General features: G+C 35.2%; 26 protein-coding genes, 1 tRNA gene and 1 pseudogene. 10 read left to right on the plus strand and 18 right to left on the minus strand.

Features of this window, described 5'->3' with window-relative positions:
- Window positions 1-76: 76 nt before the first annotated feature.
- The 6 genes from G7051_RS17795 to recN form a co-directional block, all read right to left on the minus strand.
- Window positions 77-580, minus strand: coding sequence for a hypothetical protein (locus tag G7051_RS17795; protein WP_166202469.1), 504 nt, complete (start codon window positions 578-580; stop codon window positions 77-79).
- Between the two features lie 221 nt (window positions 581-801).
- On the minus strand, window positions 802-1,179 hold the full coding sequence (locus tag G7051_RS17800; RefSeq protein WP_166202471.1) for a YccF domain-containing protein: 378 nt from the start codon (window positions 1,177-1,179) through the stop codon (window positions 802-804).
- Between the two features lie 61 nt (window positions 1,180-1,240).
- Window positions 1,241-1,618: a RidA family protein gene (locus G7051_RS17805; protein ID WP_166202473.1), complete on the minus strand. Its 378-nt coding sequence runs from the start codon at window positions 1,616-1,618 to the stop codon at window positions 1,241-1,243.
- 28 nt (window positions 1,619-1,646) lie between these two features.
- Window positions 1,647-2,390 (minus strand): 23S rRNA (guanosine(2251)-2'-O)-methyltransferase RlmB, encoded by a 744-nt coding sequence (rlmB, locus tag G7051_RS17810; RefSeq protein ID WP_166202475.1) that lies wholly within the window; start codon window positions 2,388-2,390, stop codon window positions 1,647-1,649.
- An 89-nt stretch (window positions 2,391-2,479) separates the two neighbouring features.
- The gene (locus G7051_RS17815; RefSeq protein WP_166202477.1) at window positions 2,480-3,190 is read right to left on the minus strand and encodes an SMI1/KNR4 family protein; all 711 of its coding nucleotides are present in this window, start codon (window positions 3,188-3,190) and stop codon (window positions 2,480-2,482) included.
- On the minus strand, window positions 3,187-4,848 hold the full coding sequence (gene recN / locus G7051_RS17820; RefSeq protein WP_166202479.1) for a DNA repair protein RecN: 1,662 nt from the start codon (window positions 4,846-4,848) through the stop codon (window positions 3,187-3,189). The genes G7051_RS17815 and recN overlap by 4 nt, the downstream gene beginning before the upstream one ends.
- 212 nt (window positions 4,849-5,060) lie before the next feature.
- Here recN and G7051_RS17825 point away from each other — a divergent pair, with 212 nt between their 5' ends.
- A complete protein-coding gene (locus G7051_RS17825; RefSeq protein ID WP_166202481.1) occupies window positions 5,061-5,669 on the plus strand; it encodes a hypothetical protein in 609 nt (202 codons plus the stop codon).
- Window positions 5,670-5,731: 62 nt separating this feature from the next.
- Here G7051_RS17825 and G7051_RS17830 read toward each other — a convergent pair whose 3' ends face one another.
- The 5 genes from G7051_RS17830 to aspS form a co-directional block, all read right to left on the minus strand.
- On the minus strand, window positions 5,732-7,126 hold the full coding sequence (locus tag G7051_RS17830; protein WP_166117484.1) for an efflux transporter outer membrane subunit: 1,395 nt from the start codon (window positions 7,124-7,126) through the stop codon (window positions 5,732-5,734).
- An 11-nt stretch (window positions 7,127-7,137) separates the two neighbouring features.
- Complete coding sequence (locus tag G7051_RS17835) at window positions 7,138-10,308, minus strand: efflux RND transporter permease subunit (RefSeq protein WP_166202483.1); 3,171 nt, start codon at window positions 10,306-10,308, stop codon at window positions 7,138-7,140.
- A gap of 130 nt (window positions 10,309-10,438) precedes the next feature.
- The gene (locus tag G7051_RS17840; RefSeq protein ID WP_166202485.1) at window positions 10,439-11,542 is read right to left on the minus strand and encodes an efflux RND transporter periplasmic adaptor subunit; all 1,104 of its coding nucleotides are present in this window, start codon (window positions 11,540-11,542) and stop codon (window positions 10,439-10,441) included.
- Between the two features lie 12 nt (window positions 11,543-11,554).
- The gene (locus G7051_RS17845) at window positions 11,555-12,010 is read right to left on the minus strand and encodes a MarR family winged helix-turn-helix transcriptional regulator (protein WP_166202487.1); all 456 of its coding nucleotides are present in this window, start codon (window positions 12,008-12,010) and stop codon (window positions 11,555-11,557) included.
- Window positions 12,011-12,221: 211 nt separating this feature from the next.
- Window positions 12,222-13,976 carry an aspartate--tRNA ligase gene (aspS, locus tag G7051_RS17850; protein WP_166202489.1) on the minus strand — a complete coding sequence of 585 codons (1,755 nt, stop codon included), beginning with the start codon at window positions 13,974-13,976 and terminating at the stop codon, window positions 12,222-12,224.
- Between the two features lie 152 nt (window positions 13,977-14,128).
- Between aspS and G7051_RS17855 the strand changes: the two genes are divergently transcribed.
- From G7051_RS17855 to G7051_RS18355, 7 genes and pseudogenes are all read left to right on the plus strand, one after another.
- Window positions 14,129-14,203 (plus strand) — tRNA-Pro (locus G7051_RS17855).
- A gap of 208 nt (window positions 14,204-14,411) precedes the next feature.
- Window positions 14,412-15,647, plus strand: a complete 1,236-nt coding sequence (locus tag G7051_RS17860; RefSeq protein WP_166202491.1) for a phage integrase SAM-like domain-containing protein — start codon at window positions 14,412-14,414, stop codon at window positions 15,645-15,647.
- A 173-nt stretch (window positions 15,648-15,820) separates the two neighbouring features.
- On the plus strand, window positions 15,821-16,945 hold the full coding sequence (gene dnaN / locus G7051_RS17865; protein WP_166202493.1) for a DNA polymerase III subunit beta: 1,125 nt from the start codon (window positions 15,821-15,823) through the stop codon (window positions 16,943-16,945).
- Window positions 16,946-16,948: 3 nt separating this feature from the next.
- Window positions 16,949-17,131: a hypothetical protein gene (locus G7051_RS17870; protein WP_166202495.1), complete on the plus strand. Its 183-nt coding sequence runs from the start codon at window positions 16,949-16,951 to the stop codon at window positions 17,129-17,131.
- A 5-nt stretch (window positions 17,132-17,136) separates the two neighbouring features.
- Window positions 17,137-17,472 carry a hypothetical protein gene (locus tag G7051_RS17875; protein ID WP_166202497.1) on the plus strand — a complete coding sequence of 112 codons (336 nt, stop codon included), beginning with the start codon at window positions 17,137-17,139 and terminating at the stop codon, window positions 17,470-17,472.
- Window positions 17,459-17,548 (plus strand): annotated as a pseudogene (locus tag G7051_RS18350) (hypothetical protein); the annotation flags it as partial. The gene G7051_RS17875 and the pseudogene G7051_RS18350, both read left to right, overlap by 14 nt.
- 26 nt (window positions 17,549-17,574) lie before the next feature.
- Complete coding sequence (locus tag G7051_RS18355) at window positions 17,575-17,844, plus strand: hypothetical protein (protein ID WP_255493395.1); 270 nt, start codon at window positions 17,575-17,577, stop codon at window positions 17,842-17,844.
- Between the two features lie 33 nt (window positions 17,845-17,877).
- On the opposite strand, the gene G7051_RS17885 is transcribed toward G7051_RS18355, so the two are convergent.
- Entirely contained in the window at window positions 17,878-18,603 is a 726-nt protein-coding gene (locus G7051_RS17885; protein ID WP_166202501.1) for a hypothetical protein, read from the minus strand.
- A gap of 219 nt (window positions 18,604-18,822) precedes the next feature.
- Between G7051_RS17885 and G7051_RS17890 the strand changes: the two genes are divergently transcribed.
- Window positions 18,823-20,484 (plus strand): T9SS type A sorting domain-containing protein, encoded by a 1,662-nt coding sequence (locus tag G7051_RS17890; RefSeq protein ID WP_166202503.1) that lies wholly within the window; start codon window positions 18,823-18,825, stop codon window positions 20,482-20,484.
- Window positions 20,485-20,559: 75 nt separating this feature from the next.
- Here G7051_RS17890 and G7051_RS17895 read toward each other — a convergent pair whose 3' ends face one another.
- Window positions 20,560-20,961, minus strand: a complete 402-nt coding sequence (locus G7051_RS17895) for a hypothetical protein (protein WP_166202505.1) — start codon at window positions 20,959-20,961, stop codon at window positions 20,560-20,562.
- 211 nt (window positions 20,962-21,172) lie between these two features.
- Here G7051_RS17895 and G7051_RS17900 point away from each other — a divergent pair, with 211 nt between their 5' ends.
- Complete coding sequence (locus G7051_RS17900; RefSeq protein WP_166202507.1) at window positions 21,173-22,528, plus strand: T9SS type A sorting domain-containing protein; 1,356 nt, start codon at window positions 21,173-21,175, stop codon at window positions 22,526-22,528.
- 39 nt (window positions 22,529-22,567) lie between these two features.
- Here G7051_RS17900 and G7051_RS17905 read toward each other — a convergent pair whose 3' ends face one another.
- The 5 genes from G7051_RS17905 to G7051_RS17925 all read right to left on the minus strand — a co-directional run bounded on the left by G7051_RS17905 (window position 22,568) and on the right by G7051_RS17925 (window position 25,931).
- Window positions 22,568-22,897: a VRR-NUC domain-containing protein gene (locus G7051_RS17905; protein WP_370522979.1), complete on the minus strand. Its 330-nt coding sequence runs from the start codon at window positions 22,895-22,897 to the stop codon at window positions 22,568-22,570.
- 227 nt (window positions 22,898-23,124) lie between these two features.
- A complete protein-coding gene (locus G7051_RS17910; protein WP_166202509.1) occupies window positions 23,125-23,553 on the minus strand; it encodes a hypothetical protein in 429 nt (142 codons plus the stop codon).
- A gap of 51 nt (window positions 23,554-23,604) precedes the next feature.
- Window positions 23,605-23,814, minus strand: a complete 210-nt coding sequence (locus tag G7051_RS17915) for a hypothetical protein (RefSeq protein WP_166202511.1) — start codon at window positions 23,812-23,814, stop codon at window positions 23,605-23,607.
- A 152-nt stretch (window positions 23,815-23,966) separates the two neighbouring features.
- Window positions 23,967-24,167 carry a putative quorum-sensing-regulated virulence factor gene (locus G7051_RS17920; RefSeq protein WP_166202513.1) on the minus strand — a complete coding sequence of 67 codons (201 nt, stop codon included), beginning with the start codon at window positions 24,165-24,167 and terminating at the stop codon, window positions 23,967-23,969.
- A 312-nt stretch (window positions 24,168-24,479) separates the two neighbouring features.
- Window positions 24,480-25,931, minus strand: a complete 1,452-nt coding sequence (locus tag G7051_RS17925) for an MAC/perforin domain-containing protein (RefSeq protein ID WP_166202515.1) — start codon at window positions 25,929-25,931, stop codon at window positions 24,480-24,482.
- Window positions 25,932-26,148 lie beyond the last annotated feature (217 nt).

Genomic DNA, 26,148 nt, shown 5'->3' on the forward strand with positions numbered 1-26,148 from the left:
TAAATATTCAATCAGGTCTAAGACCTATTATCTCTTTGTATTTTATTAGATTAAGGTTATGAAGGGAATGAATACGCTACCAAATCTTAGTCTTGGCAAACATCTTTAATACTCCCAATCCAAGACCGACACCTGCTCGAACAAAAAATTGATTCTGTCCGTTGGTAACATCAAAATCATAACCTGCTTTAATAAAAAACATCTTATAATCAACATACACATTAGGTGTAATTACAATTCCATTTCGTCTTCCTCGTCTGAAATCGAAGAGATATCCTCCATCCACACCTACCAGAATAGTATAAGGATTATTGTTAAAAAGATCTTCACTCAAAAATGATTTAATCTGAATCGGCTTCAAATGCAAACCACTCATTTTAGCACCACCCGATGTTGTGAACTCCAGACCGCTGGACACAAAAGTATTCAGTTTGTTTTTCTGATGGAATGTCGGAAAAGCCATACTTGTAAAAAACTGTCCATTTGCACCTTCCGAATATTGTCCCCCTAAACCAATCAATTGTCCATAACATAGAATAGGTAAAAGGAGTAACAATAATAATATCTTTATTTTCTTCATCTGGGTTATGTTAAGTGAAAATTAGCACTATAATCATTACAGCACAATATATAAATAACCTTCTTCGAATACGGGTCTAAAAAGATTATCTATCATATTACAAAAATAATGCTTTCTTTTAATATCAAAGCCTTTTTCCCATATACATTATCTATATAAAAAACGAAAGTCTCTATACAAAAGTTAGTATAAAGACTTTAATCTGTTATATTATATCGTTATCAGGCATCCACCACCCTCTTTCCAAAGGGAAATAATGCTAATTTGATAAATTTGAAATGCTGTAAACCAAATGGTATTCCAATAATAGTAATGCAAAGAAGAGCCCCGAAGAAGACATGAGTCAAAGCAATCCAGAAACCACCAATAATAATCCAAATAACATTCATTATTGTATTGAGGCATCCCGAAGATTCTTCGATAGTAACCACTTTACTTCCAAAAGGCCATACTGCCAATACTCCCAGTTTGATCGATTGCAATCCAAACGGAATACCTATAATTGTTATCATCATGACAATACTAGCCATAAAATATTCAATAGCAATTGCCCATCCTCCAAACACAAGCCATATAAGATTACCTATCAGATTTCTCATTTTCGGAATTTTTATTTAATACACTTCTTTAGAATTAGCGATTATCGGTAGCTTATGAGAACTAGCGAACTGCAATTATTTCAATTTCTACCATTGCAGCTTTAGGAAGATCTCTTACAGCAAAAGCCGAACGAGCAGGAAATGTTCCTTCGAATTGAGTCGCATACACTTCATTCATCGCTGCAAAATTGGCGATATCGGAAAGTAACACAGTCGTTTTTACAATATTGCTGGTTGTAAGACCTGCTTCTGCAAGAATAGCCTTTATATTTTTAAAAACTTGTTCCGTTTGTTCTTTAATACCTCCGGCTACAAAATCGCCCGTAGCAGGATCAATCGGAATTTGACCCGATGCATAAAGTGTTCCGTTTACTTCTATTGCCTGACTATATGGACCTATTGCCGCAGGAGCATTATTCGTTGATATTATCTTTTTCATCTTCTATATTTTTTAGACTATAAATATATTATGCGTTCAAACCTTTTTGTCGGATCGATTCATAGATCAACACTCCGGCAGCAACCGAAACGTTTAATGAACCGATAGTTCCAAACTGAGGAATTTTAACTAGTTCATCGCAAATGCGAAGGTTATCATTAGAAACTCCAACATCTTCGGCTCCCATAACTATGGCTATAGGACCTGTATAATCTACCTCCGTATATGATTGAGCAGCACGCTCTGTTGCAGCCACCACCTTTACTCCACTATTTTTAAGGAAGTGAATCGCTTCAGTAAGGCTATTTTGTTTACATACGGGAATTTTCATCAATGCTCCGGCAGAAGTTTTTACCGCATCGGCATTTACCGTTACGCTTCCACGTGCAGGTATAACAATTGCATCTACTCCGGCTACTTCACAAGTACGGGCAATTGCTCCGAAGTTACGCACATCGGTCAATCCATCAAGCACAAGAATGAAGGGGCTTTTTCCTTGTTCATATAGAAAAGGAATAATATCTTCGATTTTTTCATAAGTAACCGCCGATAAAAAAGCAATTACACCTTGATGGTTTTTGCGTGTATATCTGTCGATACGTTCCACAGGAACCCTCTGCACTGGTATATCGTGTGACTCTAAAGCAGCAGTTAATTCTCTGAAAAGGTCGCCTTGAAGCTCTCTCTTTACAATTATTTTATCTATTTCCTTTCCTGCTTCTATAGCTTCTATAACGGCACGTATGCCAAAAATCATTTCTTTTTCTTTCATTCAAAGTATATTATATCGTAAGGGCGTTGCATATGCCCATTTATTTTATTTCTATGTTTTAAGAAGACGCATGTAATACGTCATCTACTTTAGTCCAACTGCTGAAAACCAAACTTACTTTTGAAGTCGGACAAATCAAAATCTTTTCGTGTACTCAAGTATATTAAATCGTCTACATCTGTATCCAAATCCTGAACAGAATAATAAAGTAGCAGTCCGTATTTACACCAATAGATTACCAATCCGTTTCCATCAACAACCTTTTCCCATTTTTCGGATAGGTCTTTCTGAAACTTATCCCATAATTCGGCATTTTCGAGATCGCTTTTATACCCTACATAACTCAAAGGATAACCTCCTTTTGACCTTGTTTGCAAATCAGCATCTGCACTGGCTGCCTGATAGAACATGATTAGTTCTAAAAAATCGGGCAAAGGCAAAGCCTCAGTATACCAGATCACTTCACTTTCCTGATCGCCGATATTGGGCGAATGATAAACGGGAACAACTTCTTTTCCCAAATCATTCAAATCGATACCCCAAGAAAGAACTGCCTGATTTTCTTCAAGAAAAACAAGCTTATTACTCTTAATATATATTTGCTTGGGCTTTGCGAAAAACTCGAAAGCATCAGTAAACAAAGCTAATTTACCGACATTCAGATAGAAGTCCTTTAATGCTTGAGGAAACTTTACATTCAGTTTCTTTTCGGCAACCTCTATAGATTGAATATCGACTCCTTCCGACGCTTCTAATGGACGTCCGAGTATTTTTTCTGCTGTTTGTTTTATTCTATTCATTTCTTTCCTAACATCACTTTTGCATTCTCAATGGCAGCATCGGTTACATGCGAACCGCTCAGCATTTGTGCTAATTCTTTAATACGTTCTTCCTCTGTAAGCTTTCGCAGGTTGGTAGTTGTACTGTCTCCTTCGTGCGATTTGTAGACAAAATAATGAGCTTTACCCTTTGCTGCTATCTGAGGTAAATGGGTAATGGCCAAAACTTGCATCTGACCTCCAAACTCCTGCATGATATGTCCCATCTTATCGGCAACCTCACCCGAAACACCTGTATCTACCTCATCAAAAACAATGGTTGGAAGTGCCGTTGCACCCGCTATCATCGATTTCAGACAAAGCATCACACGTGAAATTTCACCACCCGAGGCCACTTCTGCAACAGGTTGCAGAGGTACATTCTTATTGGCTGAGAATAAAAACTGCAAATCGTCTATACCCGAAGCATCGGGATAGTTTCTGGCAGTAATCTCGCATTCAAACCTCACATTGGGTATGCCTAAATAAGCTACCTTTTCGATCAGTTTCTTTTCTATATCTTTTGTTGCCGATTTACGTTTCTTACTCAATTTTTCGGCTTGAACTAACATTTTTTCTTGCTTTTGAGTCAGGTCTTTTTGAAGTTCCTCAATCTTTTGATCATACGAATCAATACTGGTTAGTTTTGTCCGTAAATCGTTATATAGTGCAATCAATTCATCAACAGACGACACTCTGTGCTTTTGTTGCAATGTATAAATCTGATCTAAACGCTGTTCTATAAAAGCAGCACGTTCGGGGTTAAATTCTACATCTCCCGCATAACGTTCGGCTTCCGTGCTCAAATCTTTGAGATCAATATAAGCTGTCTCCAGACGTTGAGCAATCGCTTCGGCATTGACATAAATACCCGATAAACTTCGTGCCGCTGTTAACCCCTCCTTTAAAGAAGAAACAACACCTTTATCATCGTCCGAAAGCAATGTATACACTTTATATAAAGCCGATTTTATATCTTCAGCATGGTTCAGTGTTTCTTGTTCCTGTTCCAACTCCTCAAGCTCTCCTTCAACTAATTTAGCTTCTTCAAGTGCCTCGAATTGAAAACGAAGGTAATCCTCATCCTCCTTGCTTCTGGCTGCTAAATCTTTTAAATCAGATAATGCAGTATCAGCATGTTTATATAATTTAAAAGCTTCTTTATATTCCTTTAAAAGAATCCCCGTCCCTGCCAATAAATCAACAACCTGCATTTGAAAACGGCTGTCGCCCAACATCAGATTCTGATGTTGAGAATGGATGTCTATCAGCTGACCTCCTAGATCTTTTAAATCATTCAACGACACGGGCGTATCATTTATAAACGCACGTGATTTTCCTGTCGATAATATTTCACGACGAAGTATATATGTATCCGGGTCATAATCAATTCCGGCTTCTTCACAAAAACCTTTGAGTTCATATGCCGATACATCAAAAGTACCTTCGATAATACACTTTGTTTCGCCTTGTTTAATAGTTTTAAGATCGGCACGTTGTCCTAAAATCAGAGATAAGGCTCCAAGTATAATAGATTTACCTGCACCTGTTTCTCCTGTTATGACAGAAAATCCAGACTCGAAGTCTATTTCGAGACTATCAATTAAAGCATAATTCTTTATATATAATGACTTTAGCATATATTATTTCCTAAGAATAAAAAAGTGCAACTGTTATAATAAACAAATACAAAACAAAGGTAGTGAAATTTCATCATGTAGAAACACCTTTGTATCTTCGCATTTTAGATAAGTAACATTAAATATTTGTGGTAAGATTTCGGAGCAGTAACAATCTCTAGTTGCCACATTTATCAAAGAAATAAAAGGTCTGAGACCTTAAAAACAGCAGTATGGATTACAAAATAAAAGTAAAAGCTCTAAGAGAAATAATGCCAATCCCAATGGCTGAGGCACTAAAACTTCTCAAAGAAAACGATGGAGACATTAAATTATGTGCTGATATATTCAAAACAAAATCAATCGAATATATTTGTCTTGAAACCGGTTGTTCTAAAGAAATGGCATTAGAGTTTTATGAAAAAGAAAAATTTGATCTGAACAGAACTATTTCATTTATTAGAGAAGAATTATTCGATCAAAACTATAAACCTATACATAATATTACTTTAGAGAATCTCAACAAAACACGATCATGGATTGCCATAGTCCAGGAAAAAGATTTTGCGACATCTCTCGACTACAATGAATTGGCATCTGTTATACAAACACTGGCAGCAATCCCTTCCTTGAGAGAAATAGCAATGGTATTGAAACAAGCAAAAAAAATAAAAGATTCTATTTTCAAAGGATATAGTGACAATCTAAGTATCGATGAATTTGTCCGTCGAAATGTCAAATTAGATGATGATCCCGACTTTCAAAAGGCATATCACAGAATAAGTTTAAGTACAACAATCATTATTGATGAAATTAACCGACATCGAAGAAACTTATCATAGAAAGTAAAAAAGCATATACTCAGATTGAGTATATGCTTTTTAAATTAAATATTGATAGGTAATTATTTAACGCCTCCGCCAAGTGCTCTGTATAAATCAACCGTAGCTTGTAGCTGCTCTAATTTATCACTAACTTGTCCCAATTGGGCACTCAATAAATTTTGTTCAGCAATCAATACTTCCGTATAATCAGCCTCACCGGCTTTCAATAACTCTTGGGTAAAATAAACTGCCGTGCCTAAAGACTCTACTTGTTTAGAGCGAGGAGCATTTTTACTCAATGAAGCCTCATAAGTATACATAATGTCAGACACTTCTTTACCTGCTGCTAAAACCGTCTTTTGGAATGTCAATAAAGACTCTTCTTGTTGAGCCTTACGTATTCTCAATTGACCGATCAACTGCTTTTGAGCAAAGATAGGCTGAGTAAGGCTACCGATGATATTTGCTATAATATTCTCAGGTTTAAAATTTTCTACAAACCCAATCATAGACCCTGTATTAAGTGTCAATGAAGGATAAAAGCTTGCCTGAGCTGCATTAGTTAATTCAAATGCACTTCTAAATCCAAGTTCCGCCTGTTGTACATCCGGACGTTTTGCTAACATCTGTACTGGCACCCCGAATGATATTTCTTCCGGAACATTTTGATCTTGTATAGATGAACGTACTACCGAACCTGGTTTACGAGCCAACAACAAACAAAGGCTATTTTCTAATGTTCTAATCTGAATTTCAAGACTAGGAATACTTACTGCAGTACCATACAGCAAACCTTTACTTTGTTCTACTGCTGCACCATTCAACATTCCGGCATCTTTCAATGCCTGCATTGTTTCGCTGCTTTGCCTTAGTAAGTCAACTGTTTCCTTAGTAACCCGCAATTGCTCATCTAAAGCCATCAAAGAATAATATGATGTAGCAATATTAGATATTAAAGATGTCTGAATCAAATCTTTATAAGCCTGACTCGATAACATTTGAGCAAACGAAGCCCGAGCCTGCCTGTTAATTTTACCCCAAAGATCTGCCTCCCAAGTAACAGCTATTCCTAAGCCATATTGTGTATTACTGTATCCCAAAACATCTTTTACTCCAGCATTGTTTACACTGGTTCTTGATTGATTGAATTGACCTACTAATGCAACATTTGGAAAATAAGCTGCTCGAGCCATACTCAAATTAGCTTCTGCTTGTTGAATACGAGTATAAGCAATTTGTAAATCAAAGTTTTGAGCCAACCCCTCTTCAATCAAAGCCTGAAGTATGGGATCCTGAAAGTATTCTCTCCACGATAAATCTGCGACAGTAGTAGTATCAGTAGGATTCTCATCTCTGAATAACTCCTCTGAATCAACTTCCGGAGTTTTGTATTTATTGACAACCTGACAGGAACTGAATCCTATTGAGGCTGTAAGCCCCAATAGAACGATTCCCTTGATATATTTCTTATTCATATTATTTCTATTTACTTGCTTGCTATTGTCTTATCATCAGAATTCAACACACCCGATTTACTAAATTTCTCTTGTATATTTTGGAAGATGATATAAAGAGATGGTATCACCAATACTCCAATCATCGTTCCTATAAACATACCACCGATAGCACTGATACCAATTGATCTATTACCGATAGCACCGGCTCCTGATGCAAACATCAAAGGCATAAGACCAAAGATAAAGGCAAAAGATGTCATCAAGATAGGACGCAAACGTGCAACTGCACCATTAATAGCTGCATCAACAATACTCATACCTTGTTGACGACGCTGTATGGCATATTCTACAATCAAAATTGCATTCTTCGAAAGAAGACCGATCAACATGACCAGCGATATCTGGACGTAGATGTTATTCATAATTCCACTACCTCCTATCATGGCAACAAATATAAAGATGAATACTCCCGCAAGACCAACCGGCAAGGATATAATAACTGCCAATGGTAGAATATAACTCTCATAAAGAGCTGCCAACAGTAGATAAACAAAGATTAAACAAAGACCAAATATCAGGATTGTTTGGTTACCACTACTTACCTCCTCGCGAGTCATACCCGAATATTCATAACCATATCCGGCAGGAAGCGAAGTTTTGGTAATCTCATCAACCAATTTTATTACGTCTCCGGTTCCATAACCTTTAAAGAAGTTAGGTATAATAGTTACATCCATCGATGAGAACATATTGAAACGAGTCAACGCCTGAGGACCTGTTACATCAGTAAATGTAAGGAACTCCGTAATAGGTGCCATTGTTCCATTAGCTGTAGGTACAGATATCTTATCTAAATCTTCTAACTTAGATCTATACTCGGGCGAAGCCTGAACCATTACCCTAAATTGTTTTCCATACAAGTTAAAGGTAGATACATACATACTACCGATATAAGCCTGCATAGTAGTCATCACCTGTGTAAGAGTTAAACCTGACTCTTTTATCTTCGCCATATTCACCTCTATCTGTTTTTGAGGAAAACTTGGGTTAAAAGATGTCATCGCCATCATTACCTGCTCTTTGGACTTAACCTCATCCAAGAATTTATTAGTTATCTCATAGAATTTATTAATATCTCCCCCTGTTTTGTCCTGAAGTTTCATTTCAATACCCGGAGTCATACCAAATCCTTGTAGAGTAGGCATTCCGAAGAACATAAATGTAGCATTCTGTATATGAGCGGTTTTAGCCGTCAAAGTATTGGTTAGCTCATCTATAGTTATCTTACGTTCCGACCATGGAACCATTTTTATAATAATTGAGGCATAAGAACTTCCCGATCCGCTCAAGAAACTGGTTCCTGCAATACTGGTAACATCACTCACGCCTTCAATACTTTTCACAATTGCTGTTACCTCTGCAACAACAGAATCTGTTCTCTCAAGAGATGAACCTGGAGGCAAAGTAATCATACCCATCGCATTACCACCATCTTCCTGAGGTACGAATCCTTTAGGTATTATCATCACCATCAATACATACAAGATTGCAGAGCTTATCAGAATTATAAGTACTGTAATCCAACGATGTCCTCTCTTTCCTAAGAAATGTAGACTTGATTTATATTTTTGGGTAGCAGCATTAAAACCAATATTAAAGCTATAGTAAAAACGTTTGATAAAACTTTTCTTTTGACTATGCTCTTCACCATGAGGTTTAAGGAATAAAGCACATAAAGCAGGACTTAATGTCAAAGCATTAATAGCTGAAATAACAATAGAAATAGCTAATGTCAAACCAAACTGCTTATAAAATATACCACTTGTCCCACCGATAAAACTTACCGGAATAAATACCGCTGCCATTACCAATGTAATAGATACAATAGCCGGAGCAATTTCTTTCATCGCATTCATTGTAGCCACTTTGGGGTCTTTAACTCCCGAGTCAAGCTGAGCATGCACCGCCTCGACGACGACTATCGCATCATCGACGACTATACCAATAGCCAGAACCAAAGCAAACAAAGTCAGCAAGTTAATAGAAAAGCCGAATAGTTGCAGGAAGAAGAATGTACCGATAATAGCTACCGGAACTGCAATAGCCGGAATCAACGTAGAACGGAAATCCTGAAGGAATATAAACACAACGATAAACACAAGGATGAAAGCTTCAATCAAAGTATGGATTACTTTTTCGATAGATGCATTCAAAAAGTCATTTGCATTAAATAGATAAGTCAGTTTCAAACCTGGAGGGAACGAAACTTTAGCATCTGCCAATGTTTTTTGAATATTGTCGATAATCTCCGTTGCATTTGATCCTGCTGTTTGACTAACAGCGATAACCACAGATTGCGTTCCGTTTGTAAGGGAATGGATTGTGTAATTAAGTGATCCTAATTCAACATCCGCAACGTCTTTGACACGTAATATTTGCCCGTTTTGCGAACGAATTATAATATCCTCAAATTCCGTAGCCAATTTTAGACGCCCCGTATATTTCAATGTATATTGAAAAGACTGATCACTATTTTGCCCCAATTCACCAGGAGCGGCCTCAATATTCTGATCTTGTAGAGCAGCAATAACTTCCGAAGGCGATATTTGATAAACGCTCATCAAGTCAGGTTTAAGCCAAATACGCATCGAATAATCCTGTGCACCATATACCATCGCTTCTCCTACCCCAAACACACGTTTGATCTGAGGTAAAATATTGATATTCGCATAATTCTGGATAAATCGTCCATCATAATCCGGATTATCACTGGTTAGCGACATAAACATAATAGTACTACTCTGTTGTTTTTTAACGGTAACACCAACTTTTACTACCTCTTCAGGTAACAAAGGTGTTGCACGGGCAACCATATTCTGAACATTTACTGCAGCAATATCAGGATTAACTCCTTGTTTAAAGAATACAGTAATAGTTGCTTGTCCGTTATTCGAAGCTGAAGATGTCATATAAGTCATCCCTTCTACACCATTTACTTGCTCTTCGATGGGGATAACAACACTGTTCATTACCACGTCAGCATTAGCACCACTATAATTGGCGGTAATTTGTACCGTGGGGGGGGCAATATCAGGATACTGGGCAACAGGCAGCGTAAGCAGCCCTATCAGCCCCAATATCACAATAATGATTGAAATCACTGTAGATAATACAGGTCTTTCTATAAAGGTTTTTAACATTGTATTCTTTTTATAGTTTTAATTTTTATTCAAGTAAAGTCCAAGAACTCTTATCTGTTGGTTAGGTATAAACACAACTATCTATTACAATTAAGAATGTTGCAAAAAATACTCACCTCCATTTATAAACTTACTGAACTTTTATTTTCGCACCATTACGAAGAGTTATAACTCCATCAGTTACGATACGGTCTCCATTAGAAAGTCCACTTGTTACAGCATAATCTTGTCCACCGGGTATTTGTAGTACCGATACGATAGTTTGCACAACCGAATCTCCCTGAACCTTATACACCAACACTTTATCCTGTTGAGCAAATGTTGCTTTTTGAGGAATAATTAAAACATTCTCTAAGTGTCTAGGTATACTAATTTTTCCACTAGTACCACTTCTCAACAACCCTTGAGGATTAGGAAAATCAGCTCTAAAGCTAACCGATCCGGTAGCAGTATTTACAAGCCCCGAGATAGTTGAAACCCTACCTTTTTCAGGATATACTGTTCCATCTGCCAGAATAAGTGATAATTCGGGCATATTTTTAATTTTCTCTGCCTGAGTATTTCCGGGTGCTTTTTGTAAAAAGTCCATTAAGTCCTTTTCGTTCAAGGAAAAATAAACATATACATTACTTGTATTTGCAACAGTAGTCAAAACATACGCTTTATCAACAAGACTTCCCAAACGGTAAGGTATAGCTCCTACGATACCATCAACAGGGCTAGTTACACTAGTCCAAGCAACTGTAGATTTTGCCTGTGCCAATGTTGCTTGTGCCTGTGCCAATGTTGCTAAAGCCGATTGGTAAGAATTTTCGGTAGTTTCCAACTGAACATTACTTACAATACCTTTTTGAGCCAAAGGACGTATACGTTCCACATTAAGCTTAGCCGTATTTACAGCTGCTTGAGCACTGGCTACCGATGCTTGAGCTGAAAGTAAAGTCTGCTCCGATTGCGGCGAATTTATTTTAAATAAAGCCTGTCCCTTTCTAACAACAGCTCCTTCATCAACGTAGATTGCTTCAATAAAGCCATCGATACGTGGTCTTATTTCAATATCCTCTTGCCCTTTTATTGTTGCAGGATATACAGATTCCAAAACTGTATTCTGCTCACTCAATACGGCAGTAGGATATACCGATGCCTCTTCTTTCGGTGCTTCCTGCTTACTGTTTCCACAAGAAACAAGTAACAAGGCTACTAATACCCCAACACTTAACCTATTCAAAAACATACCTAATATTATTTAATTATTTAACTTGTTTAATACATCCAATAAAGATCGTAATTGCGCTTTTAAGGCATCACCATCCATGTGCTCTAAGAGTTCATCTGTTGACTGGTGAACTTTATTTATCGCTTTTAGAAAAAGCTCTGTACCATCATCAGTTATTTCAACAATACGTGCTCTTGTATCTATTTTACTCGCTTTTCTGTCGATCAATTTTTTCTTGTGCAGATTTCGAAGAATTGTCGATGTTGTCATTGGATCAACATTTGTTACATTCGAAATTGCAATTTGTGTCACTTCTTGTTCTGTTTGGCTCAGATGATAAACAGCAGACAAAACTTCCATTTGAGATCCCGTCAATCCAAATTCATCCAAAAGTTTATGTTTACCTCTTTGCCACGATTTCATTATTTGCCATATAAGAAAACCTAAATCATTGTATGGATCCCCTATTTCACAACCTTTATTCATTATTTACCCATTATCTATTATAGTTTATGGGTGCAAATATACTAAGTGCACTTATAATAAGTACACCTACTATCAAGAAAAATGAAAATATTTAACATCTTTTTCATAAATTCTAACATATCCAAGAATGAAAAATAGAGGGTTTGAATGTACAAAAAAAGGACAGATTGCCAAAAACAACTGTCCTTTTTTTATTTATTAAAAAGAATATTTACTCTTTTAAATCTATAACAAGCTGTAATTCTTTCAATTGTTCATCATCAATAACAGATGGAGCATCAAGCATAACATCACGCCCCGAATTATTCTTAGGAAATGCAATACAATCTCGGATCGAATCCAATCCGGCAAATATTGAAACCAACCTGTCTAATCCGAAAGCAATACCAGCATGGGGAGGCGCACCATATTTGAATGCATTCATCAAGAAACCAAATTGAGCCTGAGCTTTTTCTTCAGTGAAGCCTAAAACTTTAAACATTTCTTTTTGTAATTCACTGTTATAAATACGCACCGAACCTCCACCTATCTCAACACCATTAATTACTAAGTCATAAGCATTGGCTCTCACATCTCCCGGCTCTGTTTTGAGAAGTGAGATATCTTCTTCTTTAGGACTTGTAAAAGGATGATGCTTTGCAAAATAACGCCCTAGCTCTTCATCTTTTTCCAACAGAGGGAAATCAATTACCCATAGACAGTTAAATTTAGTTTTATCTCTTAAACCTAAACGCTCTCCTACTTCGAGGCGAAGTTCACCTAACTGCTTTTGAGCTTTTTCTGTATCTCCACAAATGATAAGTACAAGATCGCCTGGTTCTGCCCCGCAACGATCTGCCCATTTTTTCAAATCTTCGGGAGTATAAAATTTATCTACGGAAGATTTTAAGGAACCATCTTCTTCATATCTCAAATACACCAAGCCTTTTGCTCCGATTTGCGGGCGCTTTACAAAATTGGTTAATTCATCCAATTGTTTTCGGGTATAAGAAGCACAACCTTTCGCACAAATAGCTCCTACATATGCAGAGCTATCAAAAACAACAAAATCTTTACCTGTCGTTAAATCCTTCAATTCAACAAATTTCATTTCGAATCGAGTGTCTGGCTTATCTGATCCATAATACTTCATGGCATCAGCATACGTCATACGAGGGAAATCCGGTACATCTATATCCTTCATTTTTTTGAATAGATTTTTTGTCAACCCTTCAAATATATTCAAAATATCTTCCTGACCTACAAATGACATTTCGCAGTCTATTTGGGTAAATTCAGGCTGACGATCCGCACGCAAATCTTCGTCTCTGAAGCATTTTACGATCTGAAAATATCTATCAAATCCTGAAACCATCAACAGTTGTTTCAATGTCTGAGGCGATTGAGGCAAAGCATAAAACTCTCCCGGATTCATACGAGAAGGCACAACAAAATCTCGTGCTCCCTCTGGAGTAGAACCTATAAGTACAGGGGTTTCTACTTCCAAAAAATTCAATTTATCTAAAAAGCTGCGCGTTTCAAATGCAATTTTATGTCTAAGTTCTAAATTTTGTCGTACTGAATTACGCCTCAAATCTAGATAACGATACTTCATACGAATATCATCACCGCCGTCTGTTTCGTCCTCAATTGTAAAAGGAGGCGTTTCGGAAGAATTTAAAACAACTATTTTAGTTGGAACCAATTCGATATCTCCGGTTAGCAAAGTACTGTTCTTGCTCGAACGCTCTTGAACGATTCCAGTTACTTGCAAAACCCATTCACGTCCAAACTTATTAGCCTCTTCATAAAGATCAGTATTTGAATCCTTATAAAAAGCTAACTGAGTAATGCCATAGCGATCGCGAAGATCGACAAAAGTGATACCTCCTCCCAACTTACGCACTTTCTGCACCCATCCCGACAGGATAACTTCCTTATTTTCATCTGCTAGCCTAAGCTCTCCGCATGTATGACTTCTATACATAGTAAAATTTTTGACTAATATGTATTCTATTTCTTGAGTTACAAAAATACGTATTTTATTGTGCTGATCACATTTTTTCAAAAAAAAATGTTCAAATATTTTGTTATTAAAAAATATGTCATACCTTTGCATCGCATTTGAGAAATCAAACACGGGATGTAGCGCAGTCCGGTTAGCGCACCTGCTTTGGGAGCAGGGGGTCGTGGGTTCGAATCCCGCTATCCCGACGAAATTAAAAAGCTGATTTTCAGCAATCTAAAACAAAAGTGATCTGATGTATTTTATGCATAAGGTCACTTTTTTGTTAAAAAACGGTCGTTTGTACTTAGTATTATGTAAAATCAATGCTATAATTTCTATAACTATTCTATAACCGTTTTTTTCCTAAAGACTTTTTTCATAGATGTGTTTTTGCCTGCCAAAAATAAAACAACTATGGCTACATTTAAACCTGTAGTATTTTCATCTGCCAAACATTTAAAACAAGATGGGACTACAAATATCAAAATACGTATTTATCATAATAGTTCTACTCAATACGTACCTACACAATATTATATTTCCCCGAACCAATTATTAAAATCCGGGAGTATTGCTGAAGATGCTCCATATTCTGAGAAGCTAAATTTTGAACTAACAGATATTATTCAAGGATATCGAGGCGTCTGCATAAATTTAGGAGCAAAAAGAATGGCTAACATGAGTTGCATCGAAGTCCGTGATCAGATCGTTGCTGCAATGGAACCCGATTATGAGTTTATCGATTTCGTTTCTTTTGCACAAACCATTATTGAAAAATCAGAAAAACAAAAAACAGCTGATTGGTATCAAACTTCACTTGATGCACTTTGTTGGTTCTATGGACGGAAAAAAATAGATATTAGAGATATAACAGCAAACCGGCTCAATGATTTTAAAGACAAATTATCCGTTGCTGGTCAATCAGGAAAACCTCTTTCCTCAGGAGCAATAAGTAATTATCTTAGAGGTATCAGAGCTTTGTTTAATAAGGCGAAAATTCATTTTAACAATGAGGATTATGATATAATACGTGTTCCAAACAATCCTTTTGTAAAAGTGAAAGTTCCTAAATATAGGAGATCCAGGAGAAATCTTTCAATAGAAGATATTATTCGAATAAGAGATGGTAAGTTTTCAACTGGTAGAGCCAATATGGCACGAGATGTATTTATGATAATGATCTATTTAATGGGCATAAACATTAATGACTTATACAAACTTAAGGGCTTAGTCCGCGGACGCGTACATTACGAACGTAGTAAAACAGATACAGAAGATGGAAGCAAATTTCCTCTCAACATACGTATAGAACCTGAATTGAAGTTATTAATTGACCAATATAGTGACATTGCATTTTTATCTTATTTCCGTAGACAGTATTGCAATGATTATAACTTTATGAAAGCAGTCAATAAAGGCTTAGAGCAAGTTTCAACTGAATTAAATTTAGGAGTCAAAGTTACTACCAACTGGGCACGTCACAGCTGGGCTACTATTGCTAGAAATAAAGCAGGAATTCCAAAAGCCGATATAGATTTCTGTTTAGGTCATGTCAATAACGATTATAAAATGGCTGATATTTATATAGATATAGACTACTCAATATTTGATAAGTCAAACAGAGCTGTTTTAGATTTATTGAAAAAATAATGAGGAATAATTTTTTAGTTAAAAAAAAGGCTTTATATTTGCCATTGTAAAAGTGATCTGAATTTTATGTGAAAGCATGAGATTCAGATTTTTTGTGTTTATACACATACCCTCATATTTTCTTGTAAACACCTCCCCTCTTGCATGGATGCCTTTAAAAACAATTAGGCATTATGTTAATAACAATCACAATTTCAAAATCAGAATTATTAAGCCGATTAGTTTCGGTCAGCAAAATTATTTCTTCTAAACCGGCTACTCCTATAATGGAAAATATCCTATTGGATATTCAAGATGGGAGAGTCAAAATATCGGCAGCCGACTACTTGGGTAGGATGAATACTTCTATTGAAGGAATATTAACTGATAATAATATTTCCTACTGTATTGAACCTAAATTAATAATTGAAGCTTTAAAAACACTACCGGAACAACCAATTACCATTACAATTGGTGAAGGTTATGGAATAGTAGTCAAATATAAAGGCGGAAAATTCGAAATGACTGGCAAGCCGGCTGATGAATTCCCAAAAGATAAAGACACATCCAAAGCAATTAAACTTTCTATTCCAGCTAAAGTTCTCTTATCAGGTATTGAGAAAACTTGTTTTTGTTCAGCCAATGACGAGCTACGCCCTGTAATGAATGGTGTGTATTTTGATATATCAGCAGGACTGATCAATTTTGTTGCTTCTGATGGCCACAAATTGGCTTTAGCTGAGTACACAGATGAATCCATAAACGAAACTATTAATTTTATCCTTCCTCAAAAAATAGCAACGATTCTAAAGAATGCTATATCACCGTCAGATGAATTAGTCGATATTTTTATAGATAACCGATTTGTTCGTCTCGAATATAATTCGGAGAGCATTGAAGCTACTTTAATCGAAGGTAAATATCCCAATTACCGCTCTGTTATTCCCCCCAATAATGATAAGTTTCTTTCTATTGGTGTACCTGAATTAAAAGGTGCATTGAAGCGTGTATCTGTATTCTCAAATCAGGCAAGTAGTTTGGTTAAGCTGCAGTTATCAAATAACCAGATTATGATATCAGGACAAGATATCGACTTTTCAACAGCAGCGGAAGAAATTGTTGATTGCGAGTATAATAACGATCCACTAGCTATCGGTTTTAAAGGTCACTTTCTTTCAGAGCTAATAGCTGCTATTCCAACGTCTGATCTTCAAATGTCGTTCTCCGATCCAAGTCGTGCCACTCTCATTACCCCTGTTGATAATAAATCAACCGATAAGTTGACCTATTTATTAATGCCAATGATGCTAAATGATTAAGAAATGAAAAAATTAGGATCATACAAAGGGTTTGAAATTTCAGTTGTCGCTATCACTGATAATAGCCAGAAATATACCGGTTATGTTGCCACAAGAACAGGAATCAGAATTGAATCTCCCAGCAACAACCCTCTAAATCGAAGAGCATTAAAGCAATCAATTAACGAATTAATAAGTAAGAGATAACAGCCATGCTAAAAACAGAATTACAACGCAAGATAAAACTCATTCTCAAATTAGAGAATATCAATAAGGAAGTGAATGCAGGAGCTAAACAAGGTCTTGAAAAGGCTCTGGAGATACTAGAATCGAATCAACGTGATTTATCCGGATTGGATGAACTCGATACTACTCAAGCAAAAGCGATCGCAAAATTTGCAATTGACTTTAATAACCTACAGCATAATGGAGAATTCTTTGTCTCACTTAGTGAATCGATTGAAGGGAAAATTCCTAATGAGAAATTCTACAAAAAGCTATGGAAGATTATGGACGAACAAAATAGAAACAATCATGGCAACAAGTAATAATTCAGTCAAAGACAAAATAAAGGTATACTTAGATAAGCGAGCAGAAGAAGATCCTCTCTTTGCTGTAACGTATGTAAAAGAAAACAAAAACATTGATGAATGTTTCTCTTACATCATGGGAGAAGTGTTGGCCGATTATTCTCTCAGTTCTTGCAAGATAAAAACTCGGAATTTTACACAAGAAGGAGTAAATATCCACATACTTTTCCTGATGGAAGGGTATTGCCGGCTTATATCTATCATATTGATGCTTTACCTATGTTTATACGTTTTATAAACGAAGACTGGATTCCTAATCATGCTCAAAGGTATTTTAAAGATAAGGATTCTTTAGCACTTAATTATCTCCCTAAGTTACTGGGTAAATAATAACAGCCTCCCTTTCGGAGGCTTTTTCTTTCCCTACTCTAATTTACTTCTTAATTCTTGTATCAATTCCCCTTGCTCTTTTACGGTTTTATTTAGCTCAATTGTATACAAAGTCAACTCTTCAATCTTCTGCAACAATTTAGCTTGCATTTCACCTAAACTTACGCCATTTTCTTTTACTTCTTTTTCAGATGGAATCTCTGGTAGATGTTTGTGTTTGTTGATATGGTTTTCTACTTCTTGAAGTGTTCGTAGTTTGTAGTCCTTATCGAAAACGAAGTCTGGCCATTTTGTAGCTTCAACTTTTACCTCATTAGTATAAACAGTACCATTAACATACATTGAATTGGCCTTGATGTTACCATTTATATCCAATCTTTGAGTGGGACTATTTGTACCGATGCCGATATTACCATTAGCCAAAATTTTAAGACGAGCAGCTCCTCCAGCAGCAAGAACTAATGTTCTTTGTCCTTCACCAGATTGTGTACCTACCGATACTTCTTCGATACTAGAATTACCTGAAATACCCATTACCCATACATTATTATTGCTTCGGATAGCAGCAGTACCGGTTCCTCCATATGTCATTGTTAAAACCGAAGAAGTTGCAGAATGTAAGTGTAATGTCCCTATTGGACTATCTGTTCCAATACCAACATTTTGCGTTGTTGTTAATTTAGTTCCTCCATCTTTCCATTGGGCGTGAGAGATTGTAAATAAAAACAATAGAGATACGGTGGATAATACTTTTTTCATACTAAAATTTCGTGTTGTAAATAAAGTCCAAATGTAAGAAAAAAAGTGAATATCAGTTTCAGAAAGATTTCAGATATAATGATACCGGGCATAGCTTTGGTTTGAAGTATAAGTTTTAGACTAATTATTATAATATAATAGAAATAAATGAGAAATTAGTTAAGAAGTGTTTCTGTTTTTGTCTTTACATTGCGATAATAAACTTTAATACAAATAATTATGAAAAAACTATTGTTATTAACTTTATTGTTTGCAATTTATATCACAGGATCAGGACAGACAACGATAAAGCTTTCCCCTAAAGACTTTTGTGGAATAACCAATAAATCAAACGTATTTGCAAAACAAACACTTGCTAATGGTATTATAATTGGCAATTATAACGGCTCAATAGGAAGAGCATATTTTGAGTTTGACCTTTCTGGTATACCCAGTAATGCGAAAATAACCTATGCAGGAATAAGATTACAACCAAAAGCCGGACAATATACAAATTTTGGAGGTAAAGTGAGATTAGAAAGAGCTCCAGACGGAATGACCGATGCCAATACAACAACTTGGAATTTGATTAAGACAGTAGGTAACTCGGGCGATTATATAGGAACTGAAGTTGAATTTCCTAATACGGCTTCAATCAAAACTTTAGGAGAATCCTTTCTACCTGCTCATATTCAAAGCAGAATAGGTAAGAAGATCGCTTTTTTAATCAACCATAAAAATGAGCAAAACCAATTCGTATATTTAACAGGTAATAAGTTGGATTTTTATTTAGATATATCATATACCACTCAATCGATCTTACCTCCAAACCCTGGTGAGAGTGGTACGTTAAAAGGACCTAAAACAATGTATGTTGGAGATATTGTAACTTACAGCGTAATTGCGGATAAAGATTTTGATAAAACAGTATGGTCTTATAATACTACTATATTCGAATTGGATCGCAGAATCCAATATCAATTCGAAGACAATCTTCAATTAAAAGTAAAAAAGGCAACATCAGCTACAATAATTAGCGTTAAGGTTACCTCTAAAGATCCAAACTATTCTTCTATGAATAAAAATGAAGAAATGGAAGTGGTGGTAAAACCAATCCCCGATTTTACAATAAAGCCAGTTGTAACAGGATTTATTGTAAGTAATAATAGTGAGATCACATATAAAATAGAAGGTATTGTTCCTGAAGGTGCTAAAATAACATGGACTGCAATTTCTAACCTTACATACATCTCTGGTCAAAGCACAACTACAGTAAAATTTAAAACGCCAAGTTATGGTTGTGCGAAAATTAAGGTTGACATCGAATATGTAGGGAAGAAATATACTCAAGAAAATGCGGATGTCTGGGTAGGAGCACCTCCTAAATTTACACTATCTTCCTGGCCTTTTCCATGTGGTAGTGCAGGAGCCATTAAAATCAATGATCTCGCATTAGGTTATTCCGAGAAAGCATTAGCCGAATCAAGTGTTTCCTGGAAAGTTAGCGGAGTTGATGCTTTTATTGCTTCTCAGAGTAAAACAACATGTAGTGCCTTTTGTAGATGGAGTAATTGTATAGTGATCAATTTTTCTATGACTAATAAATATGGAACAACATCTGCTGATACTTATTATCCCGTAACAACTGGTACATGTAAACAACCTGACCCGGGAGGACCGATTACTCAACCGGGACGTGAAAGAAGTGCATTAGCACCTATTGATCAAACCGAAATCAAATCAGTAAAAATATACAACCTATCAGGTGTACTAGTATATTCTGACAATGCAGTTAATGGCAGTTTCGATATTAAATCGACTATTTTAACCGATGGAGTTTATATCATTGAGAAATTTGATGGAGAAAACAGAACTTCCGAAAAGATAATGTTAAAACGATAAGATAATAGATTTAAATAGTAATTGGAAGCCTCCCTTTCGGAGGCTTTTTCTTTCTGTTTTATTCTAAAAAACTACTTATTCAACTAATGTATATATGCTGTTATCTCGAGTATAAGATGATTCAGAAGGAAACCCAATCATTGTCTTTGAATGAATAAATAATAGAGTGAATTCTCCATCCATTTCAATTCCATAATTTAGATTGTTATAAGTTCCTGACTTATATAGATTTTTTGTTTTACGAATCTTCTTCCCATCAACATCTACGATTTCAAAAAACTCAAAGGTATTATCTGATTTAAACAAATAAAGAAGGCCTCTCGGGGTAGGATTATTTTCAAAAATTGTAACCCATTGCCCAATAAGAAATTTGTCTTTTTCTGCAGGTGACATATTGTTTAATTGTTCTGTTTCGTCATCCTTAGAACAAGCAATAATTAAAAGAGGTAATAATAGTAATATAAGTAATCGCTTCATTATTTAGTTATTGCTACAAAGATAGAAAATAGTTCAAATAATAATTCAGAGCATAGCTTCGGATTGAAGTATAAATTTTAGTTGTTTTGGTTTATTTTGACTGTTTTTAACAAGATAATTTTTCTTTTTTGACAAAAAGAAGAGATAAATATTATCGATTAATTGTTTGTTTTTCAACAAATTTAAAAGATTAACTTTAAAAATAACGATTATGAAAAAAATCATCTTTTTATTTCCAATTTTTCTATTTATTAGTATTAGATGCTTTTCACAAGAAGTGAAGGAGATAAATGGTCCTGTAATTTGTATTCCTGGCCAAGTATACAAATATACAATAGTATTTACAGCTAAACTCGCTCAAGCAACCCAATTTATTATCAAATCAGATAATGGAAAATTTAGTAATGGACTAGCTAGTTTTAGTGAATACGTTAGTCCCGGAAAAAGCGAAATAGCATTAGATTTCACATGGAATATGGGTCTTAATGGAGACTATACAATTGAGGCTTACAGAGGAGGCTCATCAACGAAAATAATCAAAAAAGTAAAAGTTGCACCAGGAGAACTTACAATAGAGGGACCTGAAGTTATCAAATATGGACAAACTGTAACTTATAATTTCAAAACCAATCAAAAAATTGAAGAGTGGGGCAAAAATGGTACTGATTCAAGATTATCCTTTGGATCTATGACCGCCAATAGTACTAAGGTTTACATTGATACTCCGGTGAATGAGCCTGTTATATTAAATGAAGGTCTGGTTATTACAATTAATCCTTCGACTTCCCCATTGACTGCAAAAAGAAAAATAATTCTAGAACCCGATCCTCTAATAACAACGGATAAACGATCAGTATGCTTAGGAACGAATTTGTCTTGTTCAATTAAAGACCTACCATCTACTGCTATCGTTACATGGACTTGTAATGCAGAAACTAAACAAGGGAATCCTGCAACATTTACTATATCAGCAAAGAAAAATGCAGATATAACAGCTTCAATAAAGTATAACACCGGATATGTGATGAATGTTAGTACTCAACTATCTTATTATGATTCCCCCACTGTAACTAGAGGTCCTATGTATGATCCAGATGATGCAATTATTCTACCTAACAACGCTAACTCTGTTGAAGTTCTCTCATATATAAAAGGAGCTACAGAATACAAGTGGACATTTGTAAAAGGACAAGATAAATGTATACTTTATGAGCCTAATCCTGGTAATGACAGGGTCTGGTTCAGGCCATCGAAGCCCTCTGGATCTGATATATATAATGAATATGTATTTGAGGTTTTAGGTACAAATTCTTGTGGAACAGTATGGAATCGAATTTTATTTATCTATCCGAAGTATAGTACAACAAGATCTATTCAACAAGAAGATGTTATGGACGAACAGTATTCGGTTAAAGTATATGATCTCCAAGGAGTATTAGTATATTCAGCTAAAGAAGATAACAATTTCAATTTTGGTTCAACAAATCTCCCAGATGGAGTTTATATTATTGTAAAAATAGATCAAAAAGGAAATTTTCAGCAAGATAAAATAATGATAAAACATTGATTTATTTAAGCCTAGCCTCTCAGAAATGGGAGGCTGTTTTTATTCCAGGTACCATTTCAATGTATCGATAGCTTCTTTAACGGATCGGACAACTACATACTTATTACCGTATTCTTCTGCTTGATATTGAAAAGCAATCTGTTCATCTGATTGTCTGCTTGTTGGAGTTTTAAACTCAATGCAAAGACATGAATAACCTTTCTTTGGTATAAGAAGAAGCACATCACTAACACCAGACTTTACACCTTGTGCTTTGAGATTTTTGGCTTCAATAATATTTCTGGATCCACCGTTGGGAACAGTAAAAAGGAGCTTGTTTGGTAATTTTGGAAAGAATATAGGTACCTGATTAAAGAACTCGATCTGCATACGTTCTTCCGGCTTGTCATGCTTTTTTTCCTTTCTTGGATGGGTTTTTCTTTTCTGAAAAACACTGATAACAGAGAGGTCCTTCTTGAGTAGATATTACGGAAACAGTTTGTTTTCCACATTCAGGGTTTAGGCAAGTTTGAAGAGTAGCCATTTTACATTTAAAATATAAAGGCATAAAAAAAGAGCACTCTTTTAAAGTGCTCAGTTAAATTTACGATGACGTTCTATAAAGGTTGGATAGTTAAGTGTCCAACTTTAAGTATACGCTGGAACTCATGGACTTCTTTTATGTCATTTTCTGAAACTAATTCGGCATATGTTTTCCCTGATTCAGCTACTACGTCTTTCAAGTAATCATAATAGTAACTACGACTAAAGTCTATGAGTGGTTTTTCACTTGTTGAATCAGCTAGAACAGGAGCTCTTTGAATAGGTAGAACATAAAAGATAGATAAATCATCAACCCGATTTATAGGAATACCTTTAATTTCTGTACTAGGTATTTCTTCAGCGATATCAGATAATTTATAAATCCCATTTAGACTATTTTCAACTTTGAATACATTAACTTTAGCTAAAGTTCTAGAATTTCTTGTATTCTTATATTTACTTGCGTCTTTAAACATTACGTACTCACCTATTTTAAATTCCATATATTAGATTGTTTGACTGTGATAATTAATAAATAATGAATTGATTACATTTTATTTCACAAATATTTCAACGATTGTAAGCGCCCAAATATTTAGGCTATTAATGCAGTCTTTCGCATCTTCTCTTGTTTCAAAATAACACACCCAATGATCTGTAGCTCTTATTGCATCATGATTATTTCTTAATTCATAAGTCCCACTCTCATTTTTTCCAATTATGCCTTTTTCGCCAACTTCTTTTAAAATAAATTTCTTTTGCATATGTAATTTTGTATAAAGATTAATGAAGCACTAAATTAACTATATTTAGTGCTTCAATTATGTAAATTATCTTTTATTTTCACATGTATACTTTTCTCTTTTTCACATATGCAAATTGCAAAAAAGTATATTAAGCTAGATTGTCTTTTCGTTTAAATACTTCCCTCAATTGCTTGTTTCAGATTCATATTAGCAGCGTGCCAATCAAATGATTTGAGTACCCATTCTCTATACTCTTTTGGGATATCCTTAAAGTTTTTGCCCTTATGTTGTCCGAATGGCATTGTATAAAGCGGTTTGCCGATGTTTGAACTACTTTTTTGTACTTCTTTCTCTACATCGCCTTTCTTCATTGTACCAATCTCGTGTATCGGAATACCGGAAAGAAGCCTTCCTCAGTACCGTACATCTTCCAGATCCGTTCTTTTTCGAATGTGATATCTTCGGCTTTACCGAATCGATCAATATTGTCGGCAAGGTCTGATATTAAGCAATTCTATTTTTCATCATCTATATGTGTTCCTCGTCCTAATATCTGATAATACAGAGCAATAGAAGCAGTAGAAATTCCGAGAACAATACCGTTGACTTAGTATAGCCAACCCCTGTTAGAGAAAATACACAGAATAACTCATTATTTATTTTCTTTTATATCAATGAATTTATTAATTTAAAGGGTATATATAACCTGTTATACTATTTCTTGCCCAACCTGAAAATAATACATGTATGTTAGGGTTTGTCGATGTAAAGTGATTACGTCCACTTTCATTATAAAATTCATATAGAGGAACCGTAGATATATCAGTAGAGGGAGATTTGTAAACATATCCTGCAATTCCTTGTTTCTTCCACCCTGAATAGGATGCTACATTCGGATCAGTAGTAGTATAATGATCAAAAATACCATCATTGTAATATTCATATAATGGAATTGAACCTGCCAATTGATTTTTTAGAATATACCCCTCTACCCCGTTTAACGTCCAATTGGAATATTCTTTATGAATTGTTGGATAGGTTGTGGTATAATGATTATGTCCCTTCTTTTTATCCGAATTGTTATAAAAAACATATAATGGAAGCAATTCAATAACATCTATTTTCTTACTTGCAACGTATTTCTCTACAGCCGCTTTTATTTGAGTTTTTTTTACTGGATCTGAAACAAAATCATATATCGGATAGGCTTTAGACCAATTAATATCAACTAATGCAGCATTTTTATCTGTAACCGATTTTTTCCAAGAATCTAAATTAAATGTTGTGGTAGGATATCCTGTTTCAGAACTAAATGTTTTGCTAATTCCACTGCCTTCTCCTCCATAATAATCTACCTGGGTCCTCCAGTTTGCATTTTTGCTATTTAATTGCTTAATGGTTTCTGACTCATGTGACTTCTGTGCATCTGCACCAAATTTGCCAATAGTAAATTTTAAACCACCTTCTACTATTTCCTTTTTACGGCTATAATTGCTTTCTTCTGTTACTGCCGACTTATAAGTAAATGTTAGTCGTCCACCGATAGTGATATCTGTCAAGACATGTGTACCATACATCTTCACAAAATCATCGGCAGAATATTTATTTAAGTCTTCTTTAAAAGAGTTCTTCAAATATTTAGATAGGGTCGTAACATCGGTATTTAGATAAAGCCTTTTTACTCTTTTCACAACATCTCCTCTACTGAATGAGTATTTGGACGAATAAGCATACTTTGTTTGTGATTCCTTTTTTTTAGTGACACTTCCTGAAAATACTGCACCAATATTCAATCCTCCACCAGCAGATGATTTAGTCTGCATCTCTTGAAGGAAATCTGTTGCTGTTGCTCCTGAATAAAAATTAATACCTCCAATTGTTGTTCCAGGATTGTAAAAACGATCTTTATTTGCAGCTACAAAAGCGTCCACATCTATAACCATATAACGAGCTTCATCTACATGAAGATAGTCCCCTGTTATGTCATAGCTAAACCCTAGCAAATCATATTTACCATCGGAAGCTTGTCTTAGAGAATACTTATATCCTCCATCAAGCTTTTCCTCAAAAACAGATTCATCCGTACATGCAGATAAACCAATACATAGTATTAAAAATAATAGAATCTTTTTCATAATTGTATTTTTAAAGTTTGCAATTGCAATGTAATGACAAAAAGGGTAACATTCAATAAATAATTTCTCCTTTATTTTTAAAATTAACATAGAAATTTTGATCCAAAAGATGGATTATCCAACAATAAGTAAAACGTATGAGCTTCCCATGCAAAGCTCCGATTACTCAATCTGGATGTAAAAAGGGCATTAATCCTATTTACCAAGCAGAAATCAA

Source organism: Dysgonomonas sp. HDW5B (assembly GCF_011299335.1).
Classification (GTDB): Bacteria; Bacteroidota; Bacteroidia; order Bacteroidales; family Dysgonomonadaceae; genus Dysgonomonas_A.

Coding starts and splice junctions, on each gene's coding strand:
- aspS (WP_166202489.1), bottom strand. CDS start 13,976: ATGTATAGAAGTCATACATGCGGAGAGCTTAGGCTAGCAGATGAAAAT.
- G7051_RS17920 (WP_166202513.1), bottom strand. CDS start 24,167: ATGAAGAAAGGCGATGTAGAGAAAGAAGTACAAAAAAGTAGTTCAAAC.
- recN (WP_166202479.1), bottom strand. CDS start 4,848: ATGCTAAAGTCATTATATATAAAGAATTATGCTTTAATTGATAGTCTC.
- G7051_RS17830 (WP_166117484.1), bottom strand. CDS start 7,126: ATGAATAAGAAATATATCAAGGGAATCGTTCTATTGGGGCTTACAGCC.
- dnaN (WP_166202493.1), top strand. CDS start 15,821: ATGTTAATAACAATCACAATTTCAAAATCAGAATTATTAAGCCGATTA.
- G7051_RS17795 (WP_166202469.1), bottom strand. CDS start 580: ATGAAGAAAATAAAGATATTATTATTGTTACTCCTTTTACCTATTCTA.
- G7051_RS17895 (WP_166202505.1), bottom strand. CDS start 20,961: ATGAAGCGATTACTTATATTACTATTATTACCTCTTTTAATTATTGCT.
- G7051_RS17845 (WP_166202487.1), bottom strand. CDS start 12,010: ATGAATAAAGGTTGTGAAATAGGGGATCCATACAATGATTTAGGTTTT.
- G7051_RS17890 (WP_166202503.1), top strand. CDS start 18,823: ATGAAAAAACTATTGTTATTAACTTTATTGTTTGCAATTTATATCACA.
- G7051_RS17815 (WP_166202477.1), bottom strand. CDS start 3,190: ATGAATAGAATAAAACAAACAGCAGAAAAAATACTCGGACGTCCATTA.
- G7051_RS17915 (WP_166202511.1), bottom strand. CDS start 23,814: ATGCAAAAGAAATTTATTTTAAAAGAAGTTGGCGAAAAAGGCATAATT.
- G7051_RS17875 (WP_166202497.1), top strand. CDS start 17,137: ATGCTAAAAACAGAATTACAACGCAAGATAAAACTCATTCTCAAATTA.
- G7051_RS17840 (WP_166202485.1), bottom strand. CDS start 11,542: ATGTTTTTGAATAGGTTAAGTGTTGGGGTATTAGTAGCCTTGTTACTT.
- G7051_RS17870 (WP_166202495.1), top strand. CDS start 16,949: ATGAAAAAATTAGGATCATACAAAGGGTTTGAAATTTCAGTTGTCGCT.
- G7051_RS17860 (WP_166202491.1), top strand. CDS start 14,412: ATGGCTACATTTAAACCTGTAGTATTTTCATCTGCCAAACATTTAAAA.
- G7051_RS17885 (WP_166202501.1), bottom strand. CDS start 18,603: ATGAAAAAAGTATTATCCACCGTATCTCTATTGTTTTTATTTACAATC.
- G7051_RS17925 (WP_166202515.1), bottom strand. CDS start 25,931: ATGAAAAAGATTCTATTATTTTTAATACTATGTATTGGTTTATCTGCA.
- G7051_RS17825 (WP_166202481.1), top strand. CDS start 5,061: ATGGATTACAAAATAAAAGTAAAAGCTCTAAGAGAAATAATGCCAATC.
- G7051_RS17900 (WP_166202507.1), top strand. CDS start 21,173: ATGAAAAAAATCATCTTTTTATTTCCAATTTTTCTATTTATTAGTATT.
- G7051_RS18355 (WP_255493395.1), top strand. CDS start 17,575: ATGTTTCTCTTACATCATGGGAGAAGTGTTGGCCGATTATTCTCTCAG.
- G7051_RS17805 (WP_166202473.1), bottom strand. CDS start 1,618: ATGAAAAAGATAATATCAACGAATAATGCTCCTGCGGCAATAGGTCCA.
- G7051_RS17910 (WP_166202509.1), bottom strand. CDS start 23,553: ATGGAATTTAAAATAGGTGAGTACGTAATGTTTAAAGACGCAAGTAAA.
- G7051_RS17905 (WP_370522979.1), bottom strand. CDS start 22,897: ATGCAGATCGAGTTCTTTAATCAGGTACCTATATTCTTTCCAAAATTA.
- rlmB (WP_166202475.1), bottom strand. CDS start 2,390: ATGAAAGAAAAAGAAATGATTTTTGGCATACGTGCCGTTATAGAAGCT.
- G7051_RS17835 (WP_166202483.1), bottom strand. CDS start 10,308: ATGTTAAAAACCTTTATAGAAAGACCTGTATTATCTACAGTGATTTCA.
- G7051_RS17800 (WP_166202471.1), bottom strand. CDS start 1,179: ATGAGAAATCTGATAGGTAATCTTATATGGCTTGTGTTTGGAGGATGG.